This window comes from Streptomyces sp. NPDC087300, from assembly GCF_044744425.1.
In the GTDB taxonomy this organism is placed as follows: Bacteria; Actinomycetota; Actinomycetes; order Streptomycetales; family Streptomycetaceae; genus Streptomyces.
The window spans coordinates 81588-98777 of record NZ_JBIUYI010000016.1 but is presented as its reverse complement, the minus strand read 5'-3'; the positions used below and the strand labels follow the sequence as shown (position 1 = coordinate 98777).

Here is a 17190-nt window from a genome sequence, read left to right as displayed (position 1 = left end):
GTGGTGTCTCCCGTTGCGCCCTCGTGTGCACCGGTCTGTGTTGCATTGCCCGAGAAATCCCCTGAGCCAAGGACCGTGATCCACGATGAAGGTCGGCATCCCCCGCGAGGTCAAGAACAACGAGTTCCGGGTGGCCATCACCCCCGCCGGCGTGCACGAGCTGGTGCGCCACGGCCACCAGGTCGTCATCGAGCGGAACGCCGGCGTCGGCTCCTCGATCACGGACGCCGAGTACGTCTCGGCCGGCGCACGGATCCTGGAGACCGCCGACGAGGTCTGGGCCACCGCCGACCTGCTGCTGAAGGTCAAGGAGCCCATCGCGGAGGAGTACCACCGCCTGCGCAAGGACCAGACCCTCTTCACCTACCTCCACCTGGCCGCGTCCAAGGAGTGCACGGACGCGCTCCTGGAGTCGGGCACCACCGCCATCGCGTACGAGACCGTGGAGACCGCGGGCCGCGCGCTCCCGCTGCTCGCCCCGATGTCCGAGGTCGCGGGTCGGCTCGCCCCGCAGGTCGGCGCCTACCACCTGATGGCGGCCAACGGCGGCCGCGGCGTGCTGCCCGGCGGCGTCCCCGGCGTGGCCGCGGGCAAGGCCGTCGTCATCGGCGGCGGCGTCTCGGGCTGGAACGCCGCGCAGATCGCCATCGGCATGGGCTTCCACGTGACCCTGCTCGACAAGGACATCAACAAGCTCAAGGAAGCCGACAAGATCTTCGGCACGAAGATCCAGACCGTCGTCTCCAACGCCTTCGAGCTGGAGAAGGCCTGCCTGGAGGCCGACCTCGTCATCGGCGCCGTGCTGATCCCGGGTGCCAAGGCCCCGAAGCTGGTCACCAACGAGCTCGTCTCGCGGATGAAGCCGGGAAGTGTCCTTGTCGACATCGCGATCGACCAGGGCGGCTGCTTCGAGGACTCGCACGCCACCACGCACGCCGAGCCGACCTTCCCGGTCCACAACTCGGTCTTCTACTGTGTCGCGAACATGCCCGGCGCGGTGCCCAACACCTCGACGTACGCGCTGACCAACGCGACGATGCCGTACATCGTCGAGCTGGCGAACCGCGGCTGGGTCGAGGCCCTGCGCCGCGACCCCGCGCTCGCCCTGGGTCTCAACACCCATGACGGCAAGGTCGTTTACAAGGAGGTCGCCGAGGCCCACGGTCTGGAGCACCTCGAGCTGGAGACGCTCCTCGGCTGACCCAGGTGACTGACTTCGGTCAGTCTCCGACACTTTCGTCAACGAGAGTCGTCAATCTCACGCCAACGGCCGGACCTTGAGAGGGGTCCGGCCGTATGCGTATCAGTGTGGACACGCTCAACTCGCCTTGAACGTAACCCTTTAACCGTTTCGCCCACCCCTGAAACGTGCCGATGGCATGCCGCACACCCTTGACATCAGGGTGTTCCGTTGCCGACACATCGGGTCCGGTCCGGCGGATTGTGTTGCTGTGGACCGGTGACACGCCATAGAGTCGCCAACCGTCGGCATGGTGCCACGCTGACCTATCGAGAAATTTCCTGGTCACCAAGGAGGTAAGACGACTTGTGAATGAGTCGACATTTGCTCCCGGGGGTGGTCAACCAGGAACCTCTGTGCGGGGCCAAGGACCCGTGGGGCTCGAGGCCGTCGGCTCGGTCGCTGTCCGCACCTTCGAAGCCAGGCAGAGTCCCCAGCCGACACAGTCAGCACCCCAGAGCATGGATGGCCATCACGTGAACGCCATGGCCGGCGACCGGAGTGGCGATAACACCCACACCCACCTCGCCGACTACGAGGAACTGCCCCAGGGGCACTTCTACGACCCCGACGCCGAGTACGAGCCCGATCCGGAGTACGCGGCCACGCTCGCGCCGGACGCCGCCCGTCAGCGCCGCGAGCGCATCGGCCCCACGGGACGCCCGCTGCCGTACTTCCCGATCCCGGGCCCGCTGACCGACCACGGTCCCGCGAAGATCATCGCGATGTGCAACCAGAAGGGCGGCGTCGGCAAGACGACGTCGACCATCAACCTGGGCGCGGCCCTCGCGGAGTACGGACGCCGGGTCCTGCTCGTCGACTTCGACCCGCAGGGCGCCCTCTCGGTGGGCCTCGGGGTGAACCCGATGGAGCTGGACCTGACGGTCTACAACCTCCTCATGGAGCGCGGCATGTCCGCGGACGAGGTGCTCCTGAAGACGGCGGTCCCCAACATGGACCTGCTGCCCAGCAACATCGACCTGTCCGCCGCCGAAGTGCAGTTGGTGAGCGAGGTCGCCCGCGAGTCCACGCTGCAGCGCGCCCTGAAGCCGCTGATGCAGGACTACGACTACATCGTGATCGACTGTCAGCCCTCGCTCGGCCTGCTCACCGTGAACGCCCTGACGGCGGCTCACAAGGTGATCGTGCCGCTCGAATGCGAGTTCTTCGCGCTGCGCGGTGTGGCCCTGCTGACCGAGACGATCGAGAAGGTCCAGGAGCGGCTCAACCCCGACCTGGAGCTCGACGGCATCCTCGCGACCATGTACGACTCCCGCACGGTGCACAGCCGTGAGGTGCTCGCGCGCGTGGTCGAGGCCTTCGACGACCACGTCTACCACACGGTCATCGGGCGCACGGTGCGCTTCCCGGAGACCACGGTCGCCGGTGAGCCCATCACGACGTACGCCTCCAACTCGGTCGGTGCGGCCGCCTATCGCCAGCTCGCCAGGGAGGTGCTCGCCCGGTGTCACGCCGAGTGAGTCTGCCCGGGGCCGACGAACTGTTCCGTACGACCGGGGGGATGGCGCTGCAGTCGTCGTCTCCGCGGCGCCCGGCCAACGGCGAGGCACGCGTGCCGGGGCCCGCGGGCGAGAGCGACGAGACGGCGGCGTCCGACGAAGCCGCCGCACAGGGCGACGGCGGTGAGCCCGCCGAACACGCGGCCGCGGACGCCGAGTCCGGCTCCGAGTCGCGCAGCAGGGCGGCCGCCGCCGGCGAGGCCGAGAAGGGCGCGGGGCGCCGTGCGGCACCGGCGCAGGAAGGTTCGGCCACCCAGGGCGGCGGCAAGTCCGGCGCCTCCACCGCGCAGGCCCGGCGGCGGGCCAGGGCGGCCAACCGGCGGCCCAGCGGGCGCGAGCGGCACGACGAGAAGATCACCGTGTACGTCTCCGCCGAGGAACTCATGGACCTCGAACACGCGCGCTTGGTGCTGCGCGGCGAGCACGGGCTCGCGGTCGACCGCGGGCGCATCGTGCGCGAAGCGGTCGCCGTCGTCCTCGCCGACCTGGAGTCGCGCGGGGACGCGAGCATTCTCGTACGACGGCTTCGCGGGCGGTAGGGGTAGCGTTCCCGCCTGATGGCCACGAACGACTGCTCCGCACCGCCTCCCGCCGCTCCCCGCCGTGCCTTGGGGCGCGGTCCAGGGGCGGCTCCCGCGGAACCGGAGCCGGAGCCTGTCGGGCCGGAGCCCGTGGAGCCGGCACCTGCGGAGCCAGCACCCGTGGAGCCGGAACCCGTGGAGCCCGGACCCGCCGTGGTCGAGGCCCCGGAGTCGCTGGTACCCGCCGAGCCCGATGACGGGCGGTTCAAGGTCCGGCTCGCGAACTTCGAGGGCCCCTTCGACCTGCTGCTCCAGCTGATCTCCAAGCACAAGCTCGATGTCACCGAAGTCGCGCTGTCGAAGGTGACCGACGAGTTCATGGCGTACATCCGGGCGATGGGGCCCGACTGGGACCTGGACCAGACGACCGAGTTCCTCGTGGTCGCGGCCACCCTGCTCGATCTGAAGGCGGCGCGGCTGCTGCCCGCCGCCGAGGTCGAGGACGAGGCCGACCTGGCGTTGCTGGAGGCGCGGGACCTGCTGTTCGCGCGGCTGCTCCAGTACCGCGCGTACAAACAGATCGCGGACATCTTCAGCGCGCGGCTCGAGGAGGAGGCGCGGCGCTATCCGCGGACCGTGGGCCTTGAGACCCATCACGCCGAGCTGCTGCCCGAGGTCGTCATCAGCATCGGGGCCGAGGGGTTCGCCAAGCTCGCCGTGAAGGCCATGCAGCCGCGGGCCAAGCCGCAGGTGTACATCGACCACATCCACGCCCCGCTGGTCTCCGTGCGGGAGCAGGCGGCCGTCGTGGTGGCCCGGCTGCGGGAGCGGGGCGAGCTGAGCTTCCGGGTGCTCGTCGAGGACGTGGGGGAGGACACCCTCACCGTCGTCGCGCGCTTCCTCGCGCTCCTCGAGCTGTACCGCGAGAAGGCCGTCGCCCTGGACCAGGAGGACCCCCTGGGCGAGCTGATGGTGCGGTGGACCGGCGGGGAGGGTGCCGACGAGCCGACCGTGACCGACGAGTTCGACCGGGCCCCCGAGCCGCTTGACCGTGAGGACCAGGAGGAGAAGGCGTGAGTGGCGTGAGTGCGGAACGTCCCGTGGGTGAGCTCGCCGGTGCCGTCGCGGAGCTTGAGCTGCGGCCCGCCCTCGAAGCCGTCCTGATGGTGGTGGACGAGCCCGCCACCGAGGAGCACCTCGCCAAGATCCTCCAGCGGCCCAGGCGCCAGGTCTCCGACGCGCTGCGGGAGCTCGCCGACGAGTACACGGTGCAGAAGCGGGGCTTCGAGCTGCGGCTCGTGGCGGGCGGCTGGCGGTTCTACACGCGGCCCGAGTACGCCGCGGCGGTGGAGGGCTTCGTCCTGGACGGCCAGCAGGCGCGGCTCACCCAGGCGGCCCTGGAGACCCTCGCGGTGGTCGCGTACCGCCAGCCGGTCAGCCGTTCCAGGGTCTCCGCGGTGCGCGGGGTGAACTGTGACGGGGTGATGCGGACGCTTCTCCAGAGGGGTCTGGTGGAGGAGGCGGGCGCGGAACCCGAAACAGGTGCGATCCTGTACAGGACGACGAACTACTTTCTGGAGCGGATGGGCCTGCGTGGCCTTGACGAGCTTCCGGAGCTCGCGCCCTTCCTCCCCGAGGCGGACGCGATCGAGTCGGAGACGCTGGAAGGTGTCCCGTCGTTCGATCCGGACGCACCCGATGCGCCGGGTTACGAGTACACCCAGGACACAGCCGACTAGACGGAACTTTGATGCGAAGCAGCAGCGGCAGGAACAGCAGCGGAAACAACGGCGGGAGCCGTGGTGGCAACAGCGGCGGCCGCGGCAACGGCGGCGGCCGGGGAGGCTCCGGCGGCCGCGGCAACAGCGGCGGCCAGGGCGGCTCCGGCGGCCGCGGCAACTACCGGGGTGCCGGTAACGGCCGTGACGACAAGCAGGACGGCGGCAGGCCCAGCAAGCCGCGTCCCGAGGAGCGGCGCTACGACGTGAGCCCCGCCGACGGCGGCGGCGCCCCCAAGCGGGGCCGTGGCGCGGCGGCGCGCGGCGGCGCCAAGGGCGGCCCCCGCACCTCCCAGGGCACGGGAGCCCGCGGCAGCCGTCGCGGCGCCTCCCCGGCGACCTCGCGGGAGTACGACGCCCGGCAGGAGGAGCGCAACCGCGAGCGGTACGCGGGCAAGCCCAAGGTGAGCCCGCCCAAGACCTTCCCGGGCGCCGAGCAGGAGGGCGAGCGCCTCCAGAAGGTGCTCGCCCGTGCGGGCTACGGCTCGCGCCGTGCCTGTGAGGAGCTGGTCGACGAGGCCCGCGTCGAGGTCAACGGCGAGATCGTCCTGGAGCAGGGTCTGCGCGTCGACCCCGAGAAGGACGAGATCAAGGTCGACGGCCTGACCGTCGCCACGCAGTCGTACCAGTTCTTCGCGCTGAACAAGCCGGCCGGTGTCGTGGCCACCATGGAGGACCCCGACGGCCGCCAGTGCCTGGGCGACTACACGAACAACCGTGAGACGCGGCTGTTCCACGTGGGGCGTCTGGACACCGAGACCGAGGGCGTCATCCTGCTCACCAACCACGGCGAGCTCTCGCACCGGCTGACCCACCCCAAGTACGGCGTGAAGAAGACCTACCTCGCGCACATCGTGGGTCCCATCCCGCGCGACCTGGGCAAGCAGCTCAAGGACGGCATCCAGCTGGAGGACGGGTACGCGAAGGCGGACCACTTCCGCGTCGTCGAGCAGACCGGAAAGAACTACCTGGTCGAGGTCACCCTGCACGAGGGCCGCAAGCACATCGTGCGGCGCATGCTCGCCGAGGCGGGCTTCCCGGTGGACAAGCTGGTGCGGGTGGCCTTCGGGCCGATCACCCTGGGCGACCAGAAGTCCGGGTGGCTGCGCCGGCTCTCCAACACGGAGGTCGGGATGCTCATGAAGGAAGTCGATCTGTAGACCCGCGCGGATCTTCGGGTCCTCAGGGGTTGTGACCGCCCGCCCGCTCTCTTTATAGTCGTAACGACTATTAAGGGGGTGGGCGGGCATGTCCGTGTCCGGGACCTACGACAAACACGCCTACGAGCCGTTCGCCGTCACCGTCGACCTGGCGGTGTTCACCATCCGCGACGGCGCGCTGCACGTGCTGCTCGTCGAGCGCGGCCAGGAGCCGTACGCGGGGCGCTGGGCGCTGCCCGGCGGCTTCGTGCAGCCCGACGAGTCCGCGGAGCGGGCCGCCGCGCGCGAGCTCGCCGAGGAGACCGGGCTCGCGGACGTCAGCGGGCTCCATCTGGAACAGGTGCGCACCTACAGCGAGCCGGGCCGCGATCCGCGCATGCGGGTCGTCTCCGTCGCGTTCGCCGCGCTGGTGCCCGATCCGCCCGAGGCCCGGGGCGGCGGTGACGCGGCCCGCGCGGCCTGGCTGCCCTACACCCCGGCGACCTACCGGCCGCTCGCCTTCGACCACGACCGGATCCTCGCCGACGCCCACGACCGGGTCGGCGGCAAGCTCGAGTACACCGGCCTGGCCACCGCCTTCTGCGCGCCCCAGTTCACCCTCGGCGAGCTGCGGCAGGTCTACGAAGCGGTCTGGGGCGCCGAACTCGACCCCGCCAACTTCCGCCGCAAGGTCGTCGGCACCGCCGGGCTCGTCGAGGCGATCCCCGGCGCGGCACGGCTGACCGGCGGCCGCGGCAAGCCCGCCGCGCTCTTCAGGGCGGGCACCGCCAGCGCCCTGCACCCGCCGCTGCTCCGCCCCGTCCCGGAAGGAACCTCCTCATGAAGCGCGCCGCCACCGGATCCCTGCTCGGGCTCGCCCTCGGGGACGCGCTGGGCTTCCCGACCGAGTTCAACGACGTGCCGTCCATCCTCACCAAGTGCGGCCCCTGGCGCGAGATGGAGCTGCCGAGCCCGGCCTTCATCACGGACGACACCCAGATGACGCTGGCGCTGGCCCGCGCGCTGCGCACCGCCATGGACCGGGGGATGCTCGGCCCCAAGCGTCTGGAGCGGCCCCTGCGCGAGGAGTTCGTGGACTGGTACCAGTCGCCGGACAACAACCGCGCGCCCGGCAACACCTGCCTGCGGGCCTGCAACCTCCTCAAGGACGGCAGGCCCTGGGAGCAGGCCAGCCAGGTGCACTCCAAGGGCTGCGGCGCCAACATGCGCGTCGCGCCCGTCGGGCTCGCGCAGGGGCTCAGCGACGAACAGCGGGCGGGCGCCGCCCAGTTGCAGTCCGCGCTCACCCACGGCCACCCCACCGCGCTCGCGGCCTCCGACCTCACCGCGCACGCCGTCCGGCTGCTCGCCGAGGGCGTCGAGCCGACCGGCCTCGTCGGGCTCCTTCGCTCCTACGCGTACGAGAACCGCGAGACGTACCACGAGCGCTGGCTCGGCGAGCTGTGGCGGCGGGGCGAGGCGCCGACGCCGGGGGCGTTCATCGCGCAGGGCTGGGACGAGTGCCTCGGGGTCCTGGAGCGGGTCAGGGACGCGCTGCGCTCGCCCTCGCCCGAGACCGACCCGTGCCTGGCCACCGGCGCGGGCTGGATCGCCGAGGAGGCGTTCGCCACCGGCCTGCTGTGCTTCCTGCTGTTCGTCGACGAGCCGGTCACCGCGCTGCGCAGGGCCGCCTGCACGTCCGGCGACTCGGACTCGATCGCCTGCCTGGCCGGGGCCTTCGCGGGCGCCCACCTCGGGGCGGACGCCTGGCCCGCCGCGTGGACGGCCCGTATCGAACACCGGGACGAGCTGCGCGCGTTCGGCGCGCTCTGGGATTCCTGAGTCATGAACGCTGATCTCGGCCTCGCCGTCGACCTGGAATCCGTCGTCGCCGAGCAGGCCGACCCGCTGCTCTTCGCGACGGTCTCCGGCGCGCATCTGTACGGCTTTCCGTCCCGTGACTCGGACGTCGACCTGCGCGGCGTGCACCTGCTGCCGGTGGCCGACCTGGTGGGGCTGCGCGAGCCGGACGAGACCAGGTCACGGATGTGGCTGAGCGACGGGGTCGAGATGGACCTGGTCACGCACGACCTGCGCAAGTTCGCGCGGCTGATGCTGCGGCACAACGGCTACGTCCTGGAGCAGCTGCTCTCGCCCCTGATGGTGCACACCAGCGAGGCGCACGCGGAGCTCGTCGCGCTCGCGCCGGCCGTCCTCACCAGCCACCACGCCCACCACTACCGGGGGTTCGCCAGGACGCAGTGGCGGCTCTTCGAGAAGAACGGCGAGCTCAAGCCGCTGCTCTACACGTACCGGGTGCTGCTCACCGGCATCCATCTGATGCGCAGCGGCCAGGTGGTCGCCGATCTGCCCACGCTGGTGGGCGAGGTGGCGCAGGCGCCGGACCGGCTGCCCGAGCTCATCGACGCCAAGCGCGCCGCGGAGCACGGGCGCGCCGACGTGGACCACGCGCGCGTGGCCGCCGAAGTGGAGCGCCTGCACGCCGTCCTCGACGAGGCGCAGGCCGGCTCAGTCCTGCCCGGGACGCACTCCGCCCACGGTGCCCTGCACGACCTCGTCGTCCGGGTGCGGCTGCGCGGAGCCGAGGGCTGACGCCCGCCGCGTACGGAAGAGGAAGTCCTCGACGCGCCGCCGGTCGGGCCCGGCGGGCAGCGGGCTGTGTGCCGCCGCCTCGTCGGCCTCGGCGGCCAGCCGGTTCATCCAGGACTCGACCTCCGGCCAGCCGAGTTCGCCGCGCTTCACCGCGAGCAGCTCCTCGCGCCGGTCGCCGACGTCGATCGTCAGCTCGCCGGTGCGCAGCAGGTCGCGGCAGGAGATCAGCAGGCGCAGCAGGTGCATCGCGTGCTTCCAGCGCGGGGCGCCGTGCGTGCGGACGTCGGCGTCGAGCTTCTTGCGCTGGCCGAGCGCGTAGCGGGCGAAGGTGTCGTGGGCCTGGCGGGAGAGGAACGCCTCGCGCAGGGCGAGCAGTTCGCGGCCGGTGTCCGTGAGCCGCTCCACGAGCGGGGAGTGCAGGCATTCGAGGACGTTCGGATTGGCGCGCAGCGCGAGCTCGCAGAACCGCTCCAGCTCCCAGCCGAACTGTTCGTCGGCGGGCCCTTCCACATGCGTCGGCGGCTTCTCGAAGCGCCAGAACAGCGGCGTGGGGGCCAGGAAGACGCCCCTGCGGTCGGTGTCGCTGCCCTCCGTGGCCAGGCCGAAGGCGCGCGAGCCCATCACGCAGGAGTAGACCGTGTGGTCGCGTACCAGGTCCTGAGGGTGCATGCCGGGAGCGTACGGGGAGCGGCTAGCCGAGCGTGATCGAATTTCCGGTGACGGTGATCTTCCGAGGGGGCAGCGGGCGCGGCGCGGGTCCGTCGGCGACCGAGGCGTCGGCCACGCGGTACTTGCTGCCGTGGCAGGGGCAGTTGATCGTGCCGTCCGCGACCTCGGAGACCGTGCAGCCCTGGTGGGTGCAGACCGCGGAGAAGGCCTTGAACTCGCCGCTCACCGGCTGGGTGACCACGACCTTCTCGTCCTTGACGACCTTGCCGCCGCCGACCGGGATGTCGGAGGTCTTCGCCAGCTCGGGGCCCGCGGGCGGCTTCGCGGACCCGGGCGCGGAGGACTTCCCGCCCGGGGCGGAACCGGACGGGGACACCGAGGATGCCGCGGGCTCCGACGCCTCCGGCTCCGCACCCTCGTCGCCGTACTTGCTGCACCCCGCCGCGAGCGCGCCCGCGCCCGCCACGATCACCGCACGGCGCGACGCCCGCCCCGCGCCGCTCACGTCGTGACCCCGACCGTGCGGAAGAACCAGAGCGCCGACGTCAGCCAGAGCACCGTGAGCGTCACGAACACCACGCCCGCGACCACCGGGAGCAGCCAGCCGGGCAGCCGCTGCGAGCGGAGCAGCAGCATCTTGGCGCTGAACGCGCCGAAGAAGAAGCAGCCGAGCAGCGAGTGCCACATCACGCGGGTCGAGTACGTCTGGTAGCCGAGCGCGTAGAGGCAGTGCACCGCCACGGGGACGGCGATCAGGAACGCGATCCGGCCCGACCAGCGGTGCAGGGCCGCCGACCAGGAGGGCCCCGGGATCCTGCCGTACAGCATCAGGGCCGAGACGACCTGCACCAGCGCGAAGGCGAACGCCGTCGTGGCCAGCCAGGACTTGACGGCGCTCGTGCTGCTGAACCCCGCGAGGTTGAAGGCGGTGCCCGCCGGGTCGTGGACCTTGCCGTACGCCCCGAGGCCCACCGCGACGGCCGCCGCGAACAGCGCGGGCACCAGATAGCGGGCGGCGCCCGGCCTGCGGTGCTCGCCCGCGCCCGGGGGCACGGGGAAGCCGCCCTGGGTGGGGGCGTTGGGGTCGACGCTCATGAGGGCTCCCTCTCGGCGTGAGTGGTACGGACGCCCGGCGGCGGGGCGGACGGGCGGCTCTACGGCGTGACGGGGCGGGCGGTGACGACGTCGCCGTCGACCCGTGCGGTGCCGGTGCGCGGGTCGAGCCGCGGGGCCTTCGCGGGCTTGCCGTCGCGCTTGACGATGCCGACCTGACTGCCGTCCGGCAGGACGATCCAGCCGCCGTCGAGCTTGGCGCCGCGCACCTCGGTGGTGGCCCGGTAGAGGCCGGACGGCTTGACGGCCTTGGCGGCGGTGAACGCGTGGCGTCCGTCGGTGGCGTCGACCGTGCCGCGGACCCGCTTGCCGGTGAGCTGCCCGGTCAGCTTCGCGCCGTGCTTGCCGGTCAGGCGCATCGACCCGTCGTCCTCGACGTCGCCCTTCAGCCAGGACTCGGTGTCGCGGCCGTCGCAGTAGTACGCGATGGCCTTGCCGTCGCGCAGCGAGAGGGAGACGGCCGAGGTGTCGTCGTCGGTGCGGCCCGCGTAGTCGGCGTTGGGCGGTGGCTTCTCGTCGGGGCTCTTCGACGGGCTCTTCGACGGGGTCGGGCTCTTCGTCGGCGTCGGGGAGGGCTTCCCCTGGCCCGTCGCGGGGGAGGAGGCCGCGGTGCCGGGCGCGTCCCCTCCGTACGACGAACTGCCCGTCCCCGTCGTCGCGTTGAGCGACAGCATGAACAGGGCGAGCAGCAGCCCGGCGAGAAGGGTGTACAGAGGTCCTGAGCGCTTCATACGAGCCCCCCGAGGCGCTGTGCCTGCCGGCCCTTCCATGCAAGCGGACCCGCCCGTCCGCGTCCATAGCCAGTCCGTAGCGAAACGACCCCCAATCGGCCCAAGTGGCGACAGGGGGCGATTCGGGTGACATTGGCAGGGTCTGAGGCCCCGCCGCGCACCCGGCGCGGGCCCGGCCACTCACTCGAAAGGCACGACCATGGCGGGTAACGATCTCGGCAGCCTTCTCGGCGGTCTCCTCGGCGGCGGCCAGCAGGGCGGCGGCTCGTCCGGCGGTGGCGGTGGCGGCAACATCCTCGCCGCGCTGCTCGGCGCCCTGATGAGCAAGGGCGGCGGCGCGGGCGGGAGCAACCCGCTCTCCGGCCTCCTGGAGGGGCTGACCAAGGCCGGACTCGCCGACCAGGCCCAGTCCTGGGTCGGCACCGGCGAGAACAAGGACGTCTCCGGCGCCCAGGTGCGCGACGCCCTGCCGGACGACACCCTCCGCCAGGTCGCCGAGGAGGCCGGAGTCTCTCCTGAGCAGGCCGCGAACGAGATCGCTCAGGTGCTGCCGCAGGCCGTCGACAAGCTGACGCCCGAGGGCCAGGTGCCCTCCGGCTCGCTGGAGGACCTGATCAAGCAGCAGCAGCTCTGACCCACCCCGGTATGGTGCGCGGCGTCCGTCTCGGCAGACGGGCGCCGCGCACTCCTGTGCCGGGCGCTGACTACGCTTGTCGTACGAAGGCGGCGGCGGAAGCCGTCGGCACGCGAGCGAGGAGCAGCACTGTGGCGGTACGAGCGGTCCGGGGCGCCGTCCAACTGGAACGGGACGAGGCCGGGCACATGGCCGAGCAGGTCAGCGCGCTGCTCACCGCCGTCCTCGAGCGGAACGGGCTGACCCAGGAGGACCTGATCAGCATCTGGTTCACGGCCACGCCCGATCTGCACTGCGACTTCCCCGCGGCCGCCGCGCGCGGCCTCGGCATCGTGGACGTACCGCTGATCTGCGCCCAGGAGCTGGACATCGAGGGGGCCATGCCCCGCGTGGTCCGGGTCCTCGCGCACATCGACACCGACCGGCCGCGCTCCGAGGTCGCCCACGTCTACCTCGGCACCGCCGCCGCACTCCGCAAGGACATCGCCCAGTGAGAACCGCCCTCGTCATCGGCACCGGCCTGATCGGCACCTCAGCCGCCCTCGCCCTCGTGTCCCGCGGTGTCACCGTCCACCTCGCCGACCACGACCAGGCCCAGGCCCGCACCGCGGCCGCGCTCGGCGCGGGCACCGACGAGGCGCCCGCCGGGCCCGTCGACCTGTGCGTCGTCGCCGTGCCGCCCGCGCACGTCGCGGCGACCCTGGCCGACGTGATGCGGCGCGGCGCCGCGCGCGCCTACCTCGACGTGGCCAGCGTCAAGGGCGGCCCCCGCCGCGACCTGGAGGCGCTGGGCCTCGACCTCACCCCGTACATCGGCACGCACCCCATGTCGGGCCGGGAGCGCAGCGGCCCGCTCGCCGCCACCGCCGACCTCTTCGAGGGTCGGCCCTGGGTGCTCACGCCGACCAGGGACACCGACACCGAGGTCCTCAACCTCGCCCTGGAGCTCGTCGCGCTCTGCCGCGCCGTCCCCGTCGTCATGGACGCCGACGCCCACGACCGCGCGGTCGCCCTCGTCTCGCACATGCCGCACCTGGTCTCCAGCATGGTCGCGGCCCGCCTCGAACACGCCGACGAGACCGCCGTACGGCTCTGCGGCCAGGGCATCAGGGACGTGACGCGGATCGCCGCGTCCGACCCGCGCATGTGGATCGACATCCTCTCCGCCAACCCGGGCCCGGTCGCCGACCTGCTCGCCGCCGTCGCCACCGACCTGGACGACACGGTGGCGGCACTGCGCGCGCTCCAGTCCGCCGACGAGACGCAGCGCACCGAGGGCGTGGCGGGCGTCGAGAACGTGCTGCGGCGCGGCAACGCGGGCCAGACCCGGGTGCCCGGCAAGCACGGCGCTGCCCCGGCCTCGTACGAGGTCGTCGCGGTGCTCATCGACGACAAGGCGGGCCAGCTGGCCCGGATCTTCGCCGACGCGGACCTGGCGGGCGTCAACATCGAGGACGTGCGCATCGAGCACGCCACGGGACAGCAGGCCGGCCTGGTCCAGCTGATGGTCGAGCCGAAGGCGGCGCCCGTGCTGAGCGCGGCGCTGCGGGAGCGCGGCTGGTCGATCCGGCAGTAGCGGCGGCGGGCGGCCCGGGGGCCGCGAGGGCCGGTGCGCGGGGGCTGCAAGGGCAGTGTGTGCGAGCCAGTAACCTTGTGCGGGGCGTGTTCGCGCCCCGCTTCCCCGCTCCGAGTACTGCGAAAGGTGTCCGCTCCCCGTGGAAACCGCAGCAACCGCCGCCCCGGCAGCCGTGATCGTCGCCATCGACGGGCCCTCCGGCACGGGCAAGTCGAGCACCTCGAAGGCCGTCGCCGCCCAGCTCGGCCTCAGCTACCTGGACACCGGCGCCCAGTACCGGGCGATCACCTGGTGGATGGTGCACAACGGCATCGACCTCACCGACCCGAGCGCCATCGCCGCCGTCGCGGGCAAGCCCGAGATCGTCTCCGGCACCGACCCGGCCGCGCCGACCATCTCGGTCGACGGCACGGACGTCGCGGGCCCGATCCGGACCACCGAGGTCACCTCCAAGGTCAGCGCCGTCAGCGCGGTGCCCGAGGTGCGCACCCGCATCACCGAGCTGCAGCGCTCCATCGCGGGCTCCGCCGAGCTGGGGATCGTCGTCGAGGGCCGGGACATCGGTACGACCGTGCTGCCCGACGCCGACCTGAAGATCTTCCTGACCGCGTCGCCCGAGGCGCGCGCCGCCCGCCGCTCCGGCGAGCTCAAGGGCGCCGACGTCAAGGCGACCCAGGAGGCCCTGATCAAGCGGGACGCGGCCGACTCCAGCCGCAAGACGTCCCCGCTGGCCAAGGCCGACGACGCCGTCGAGGTCGACACCACCGAGCTCACGCTCCAGCAGGTCATCGAGTGTGTCGTCACCCTCGTCGGGGAGAAGCGGGCGGCGAAGTGAGCGAGGCTCCCGCAGGCCGGGGCGGCGCCGACCGGGGTGCTGCCGAGCGCGGCGCTTCCGAGCGCGGTGCTTCCGAGCGCGGTGCGGAGGTCGGCCGCCGGATCGGCGTCGGCCTCATGTACGGGCTGTGGAAGCCGCGGGTGCTCGGCGCCTGGCGGGTCCCCGCCACCGGCCCGGTGATCCTGGCCGTGAACCACTCGCACAACGTCGACGGCCCGATGGTCATGGGCGTGGCGCCCCGGCCGACGCACTTCCTGATCAAGAAGGAAGCGTTCATCGGACCGCTCGGCTCCTTCCTGCACGGCATCGGCCAGGTCGAGGTGGACCGGTCGATCGCCGACCGCACCGCCATCACCAGGGCCCTGGGCGTCCTCTCGGACGGCGGCGTCCTCGGGATCTTCCCCGAGGGCACCAGGGGCGAGGGCGACTTCGCCTCGCTGCGCGCGGGCCTCGCGTACTTCGCGGTACGCGGCGGAGCGCCGATCGTCCCGGTCGCCGTGCTCGGCAGCACGGAGAAGCGCGGACGGCTGATAAAGCAGCTGCCCCCGCTGCGCAGCCGGGTCGACGTCGTCTTCGGAGACCCCTTCGAAGCGGGCGACGGCAGCGGGCGGCGCACGCGCAAGGCGCTGGACGAGGCGACCGTGCGCATCCAGGAGCGGCTCACCGGCCACCTGGAAAACGCCAGGCGCCTGACCGGGCGCTGAGCGAGACTTATCAAGTAGTGCGCAGGACCGATACGCGGTGCGGCGCACCGATCACCACGATGAACGACGAGGTACGGACTTCATGAACGACCAGACACAGCCCGAGGGCGACGGCTTCGCCGAGCACGACCACGGGGCGCTCGGCGACGCCGAGTACGCACAGTTCATGGAGCTCGCCGCCGAAGAGGGCTTCGACATCGAGGACGTCGAGGGCGCCATCGAGGAGGCGGGCCACGGCCCGCTGCCCGTCCTCGCCATCGTCGGCCGCCCCAACGTCGGCAAGTCGACCCTGGTGAACCGCATCATCGGCCGCCGCGAGGCCGTCGTGGAGGACAAGCCGGGCGTCACCCGCGACCGCGTCACCTATGAGGCGGAGTGGGCGGGCCGCCGCTTCAAGGTCGTCGACACCGGCGGCTGGGAGCAGGACGTCCTCGGCATCGACGCCTCGGTGGCCGCCCAGGCCGAGTACGCGATCGAGACCGCGGACGCCGTCGTCTTCGTCGTCGACTCCACGGTCGGCGTCACCGACACCGACGAGGCGGTCGTACGCCTGCTGCGCAAGGCCAACAAGCCGGTCGTGCTCTGCGCCAACAAGGTCGACGGCCAGTCCGGCGAGGCCGACGCCACCGCCCTGTGGGCCCTGGGCATCGGCGAGCCGCACCCGGTCTCCTCGCTGCACGGCCGCGGCACCGGCGACATGCTCGACGCCGTCCTCGAAGCACTGCCCGAGGCGCCCGCGCAGACCTTCGGCGCGGGCATCGGCGGCCCCCGCCGCATCGCGCTCATCGGCCGTCCGAACGTCGGCAAGTCCTCGCTCCTGAACAAGGTGGCCAACGAGGACCGCGTCGTGGTCAACGAGCTGGCGGGCACCACCCGAGACCCGGTCGACGAGCTCATCGAGCTGGGCGGCATCACCTGGAAGTTCGTCGACACGGCGGGCATCCGCAAGCGCGTCCACCTCCAGCAGGGCGCCGACTACTACGCCTCGCTGCGCACCGCCGCCGCCGTCGAGAAGGCGGAGGTCGCGGTGATCCTCATCGACGCCTCCGAGACCATCTCGGTCCAGGACCAGCGCATCGTGACGATGGCCGTCGAGGCGGGCCGCGCGATCGTCGTGGCGTACAACAAGTGGGACACCCTCGACGAAGAGCGCCGCTACTACCTGGAGCGGGAGATCGAGACCGAGCTCGCCCAGGTGGCCTGGGCGCCGCGGGTCAACGTCTCCGCGGCCACCGGGCGGCACATGGAGAAGCTCGTCCCGGCGATCGAGACGGCCATCGCGGGCTGGGAGACGCGCGTGCCGACCGGGCGTCTGAACGCGTTCCTCGGCGAGATCGTCGCCTCGCACCCGCACCCGGTGCGCGGTGGCAAGCAGCCCCGCATCCTCTTCGGCACCCAGGCCGGCACGAAGCCGCCGCGGTTCGTCTTCTTCGCCTCCGGCTTCATCGAGGCGGGCTACCGCCGCTTCCTCGAGCGCCGGCTGCGCGAGGAGTTCGGCTTCGACGGCACGCCGATCCACATCTCGGTGCGGGTCCGCGAGAAGCGCGGCCGCAAGAAGTAGCAGTAGAAGTAGCAGCAGCAGGAGAACAGGCGAATGCCCGGCTTCCCCTCGGTGGGAAGGCCGGGCATTTCTCTGTTCGCTGTGCTCCCGGGCTCCGTGCTCAGTGCTCGCGGCGCGGGCCGGGCGGCAGTGCGGCGGGGAACTGGTGGTGGCCCGTCGCGTGGTGGTGCGTCGCGTGGTGGTCGTGCTGGCCGTAGCGGGCGACCTGGAACTGGCCGAAGGCGCGGGCGTCGTGCCGAGGGTCGTGGCCGCGGTGCTGGATGCCGTACGGCCCCGAGCCGAAGGCCGTGAACCCGAGGTCCTCCTCGCCGGTCCGGTCGCCCGGCAGCGCCCTGAAGGCCCTGAGGTACTCCGAGTACAGCGTGTCGTAGATCGGCGTGGCCGAGTGGTCGCCCGATGTGTCCTGCGCCGTGCGCATGGACGGGATCGGGTTCTGGTACACGGGCCGGGGGCGTGAGGGGTCGTATGTGTGCACGTCTGTGCCAACGAAACGACCGGCAGACAGATGCGGGGGCCGCGCCGCTTTCCCGGACCGGTGGGGGTGTGACCGGCGCAT

At 72.0% G+C, this 17190-nt stretch carries 20 protein-coding genes; 15 read left to right on the top strand and 5 right to left on the bottom strand.

The window, feature by feature from the left end:
* Window positions 1–85 precede the first annotated feature (85 nt).
* From ald to ACIO9J_RS40875, 9 genes are all read left to right on the top strand, one after another.
* Entirely contained in the window at window positions 86–1201 is a 1116-nt protein-coding gene (gene ald / locus ACIO9J_RS40915) for an alanine dehydrogenase (protein ID WP_402010503.1), read from the top strand.
* A gap of 347 nt (window positions 1202–1548) precedes the next feature.
* Window positions 1549–2721, top strand: coding sequence for a ParA family protein (locus tag ACIO9J_RS40910; protein WP_402010502.1), 1173 nt, complete (start codon window positions 1549–1551; stop codon window positions 2719–2721).
* Complete coding sequence (locus ACIO9J_RS40905) at window positions 2706–3299, top strand: hypothetical protein (RefSeq protein ID WP_402010500.1); 594 nt, start codon at window positions 2706–2708, stop codon at window positions 3297–3299. Before ACIO9J_RS40910 ends, ACIO9J_RS40905 begins: the two co-directional genes overlap by 16 nt.
* Window positions 3300–3317: 18 nt before the next feature.
* Window positions 3318–4358: a segregation and condensation protein A gene (locus ACIO9J_RS40900; RefSeq protein ID WP_402010498.1), complete on the top strand. Its 1041-nt coding sequence runs from the start codon at window positions 3318–3320 to the stop codon at window positions 4356–4358.
* Window positions 4359–4444: 86 nt separating this feature from the next.
* A complete protein-coding gene (gene scpB / locus ACIO9J_RS40895) occupies window positions 4445–5020 on the top strand; it encodes an SMC-Scp complex subunit ScpB (RefSeq protein ID WP_402010546.1) in 576 nt (191 codons plus the stop codon).
* A gap of 11 nt (window positions 5021–5031) precedes the next feature.
* The gene (locus ACIO9J_RS40890; RefSeq protein WP_402010496.1) at window positions 5032–6219 is read left to right on the top strand and encodes a pseudouridine synthase; all 1188 of its coding nucleotides are present in this window, start codon (window positions 5032–5034) and stop codon (window positions 6217–6219) included.
* Between the two features lie 88 nt (window positions 6220–6307).
* A complete protein-coding gene (locus ACIO9J_RS40885; RefSeq protein WP_402010494.1) occupies window positions 6308–7042 on the top strand; it encodes an NUDIX hydrolase in 735 nt (244 codons plus the stop codon).
* A complete protein-coding gene (locus ACIO9J_RS40880) occupies window positions 7039–8040 on the top strand; it encodes an ADP-ribosylglycohydrolase family protein (protein ID WP_402010493.1) in 1002 nt (333 codons plus the stop codon). Before ACIO9J_RS40885 ends, ACIO9J_RS40880 begins: the two co-directional genes overlap by 4 nt.
* Window positions 8041–8043: 3 nt before the next feature.
* Window positions 8044–8811, top strand: coding sequence for a DNA polymerase beta superfamily protein (locus ACIO9J_RS40875; protein WP_402010491.1), 768 nt, complete (start codon window positions 8044–8046; stop codon window positions 8809–8811).
* On the opposite strand, the gene ACIO9J_RS40870 is transcribed toward ACIO9J_RS40875, so the two are convergent.
* From ACIO9J_RS40870 to ACIO9J_RS40855, 4 genes are read right to left on the bottom strand one after another with little or no spacing between them, the layout of a single operon-like run.
* Complete coding sequence (locus tag ACIO9J_RS40870; protein ID WP_402010490.1) at window positions 8728–9480, bottom strand: DNA polymerase beta superfamily protein; 753 nt, start codon at window positions 9478–9480, stop codon at window positions 8728–8730. The two genes, ACIO9J_RS40875 and ACIO9J_RS40870, sit on opposite strands and share 84 nt — an antisense overlap.
* A gap of 22 nt (window positions 9481–9502) precedes the next feature.
* The gene (locus ACIO9J_RS40865) at window positions 9503–9985 is read right to left on the bottom strand and encodes a Rieske (2Fe-2S) protein (RefSeq protein ID WP_402010488.1); all 483 of its coding nucleotides are present in this window, start codon (window positions 9983–9985) and stop codon (window positions 9503–9505) included.
* Window positions 9982–10575 (bottom strand): DUF6529 family protein, encoded by a 594-nt coding sequence (locus ACIO9J_RS40860; RefSeq protein ID WP_402010486.1) that lies wholly within the window; start codon window positions 10573–10575, stop codon window positions 9982–9984. The genes ACIO9J_RS40865 and ACIO9J_RS40860 overlap by 4 nt, the downstream gene beginning before the upstream one ends.
* 59 nt (window positions 10576–10634) lie before the next feature.
* Window positions 10635–11324 (bottom strand): hypothetical protein, encoded by a 690-nt coding sequence (locus ACIO9J_RS40855; protein WP_402010484.1) that lies wholly within the window; start codon window positions 11322–11324, stop codon window positions 10635–10637.
* A 142-nt stretch (window positions 11325–11466) separates the two neighbouring features.
* On the opposite strand from ACIO9J_RS40855, the gene ACIO9J_RS40850 reads away from it, so the two are divergent.
* The 6 genes from ACIO9J_RS40850 to der all read left to right on the top strand — a co-directional run bounded on the left by ACIO9J_RS40850 (window position 11467) and on the right by der (window position 16634).
* On the top strand, window positions 11467–11958 hold the full coding sequence (locus ACIO9J_RS40850; RefSeq protein ID WP_402010544.1) for a YidB family protein: 492 nt from the start codon (window positions 11467–11469) through the stop codon (window positions 11956–11958).
* 131 nt (window positions 11959–12089) lie between these two features.
* Window positions 12090–12452 carry a chorismate mutase gene (gene aroH / locus ACIO9J_RS40845; RefSeq protein WP_402010483.1) on the top strand — a complete coding sequence of 121 codons (363 nt, stop codon included), beginning with the start codon at window positions 12090–12092 and terminating at the stop codon, window positions 12450–12452.
* A complete protein-coding gene (locus tag ACIO9J_RS40840) occupies window positions 12449–13534 on the top strand; it encodes a prephenate dehydrogenase (protein WP_402010481.1) in 1086 nt (361 codons plus the stop codon). The genes aroH and ACIO9J_RS40840 overlap by 4 nt, the downstream gene beginning before the upstream one ends.
* Window positions 13535–13673: 139 nt before the next feature.
* Window positions 13674–14369: a (d)CMP kinase gene (gene cmk, locus ACIO9J_RS40835; RefSeq protein WP_402010479.1), complete on the top strand. Its 696-nt coding sequence runs from the start codon at window positions 13674–13676 to the stop codon at window positions 14367–14369.
* A complete protein-coding gene (locus ACIO9J_RS40830) occupies window positions 14327–15073 on the top strand; it encodes a lysophospholipid acyltransferase family protein (RefSeq protein WP_402010477.1) in 747 nt (248 codons plus the stop codon). The genes cmk and ACIO9J_RS40830 overlap by 43 nt, the downstream gene beginning before the upstream one ends.
* 82 nt (window positions 15074–15155) lie before the next feature.
* Complete coding sequence (der, locus tag ACIO9J_RS40825; RefSeq protein ID WP_402010475.1) at window positions 15156–16634, top strand: ribosome biogenesis GTPase Der; 1479 nt, start codon at window positions 15156–15158, stop codon at window positions 16632–16634.
* Between the two features lie 100 nt (window positions 16635–16734).
* Here the strand turns inward: der and ACIO9J_RS40820 are convergent, their stop codons facing one another.
* Window positions 16735–17052: a hypothetical protein gene (locus ACIO9J_RS40820; protein WP_402010474.1), complete on the bottom strand. Its 318-nt coding sequence runs from the start codon at window positions 17050–17052 to the stop codon at window positions 16735–16737.
* Between the last annotated feature and the right edge of the window lie 138 nt (window positions 17053–17190).

Coding starts and splice junctions, on each gene's coding strand:
- ACIO9J_RS40860 (WP_402010486.1), bottom strand. CDS start 10,575: ATGAGCGTCGACCCCAACGCCCCCACCCAGGGCGGCTTCCCCGTGCCC.
- ACIO9J_RS40855 (WP_402010484.1), bottom strand. CDS start 11,324: ATGAAGCGCTCAGGACCTCTGTACACCCTTCTCGCCGGGCTGCTGCTC.
- ACIO9J_RS40890 (WP_402010496.1), top strand. CDS start 5,032: ATGCGAAGCAGCAGCGGCAGGAACAGCAGCGGAAACAACGGCGGGAGC.
- ACIO9J_RS40820 (WP_402010474.1), bottom strand. CDS start 17,052: ATGCGCACGGCGCAGGACACATCGGGCGACCACTCGGCCACGCCGATC.
- ACIO9J_RS40900 (WP_402010498.1), top strand. CDS start 3,318: ATGGCCACGAACGACTGCTCCGCACCGCCTCCCGCCGCTCCCCGCCGT.
- ACIO9J_RS40870 (WP_402010490.1), bottom strand. CDS start 9,480: ATGCACCCTCAGGACCTGGTACGCGACCACACGGTCTACTCCTGCGTG.
- ACIO9J_RS40885 (WP_402010494.1), top strand. CDS start 6,308: ATGTCCGTGTCCGGGACCTACGACAAACACGCCTACGAGCCGTTCGCC.
- ACIO9J_RS40875 (WP_402010491.1), top strand. CDS start 8,044: ATGAACGCTGATCTCGGCCTCGCCGTCGACCTGGAATCCGTCGTCGCC.
- scpB (WP_402010546.1), top strand. CDS start 4,445: ATGGTGGTGGACGAGCCCGCCACCGAGGAGCACCTCGCCAAGATCCTC.
- der (WP_402010475.1), top strand. CDS start 15,156: ATGAACGACCAGACACAGCCCGAGGGCGACGGCTTCGCCGAGCACGAC.
- ald (WP_402010503.1), top strand. CDS start 86: ATGAAGGTCGGCATCCCCCGCGAGGTCAAGAACAACGAGTTCCGGGTG.
- ACIO9J_RS40880 (WP_402010493.1), top strand. CDS start 7,039: ATGAAGCGCGCCGCCACCGGATCCCTGCTCGGGCTCGCCCTCGGGGAC.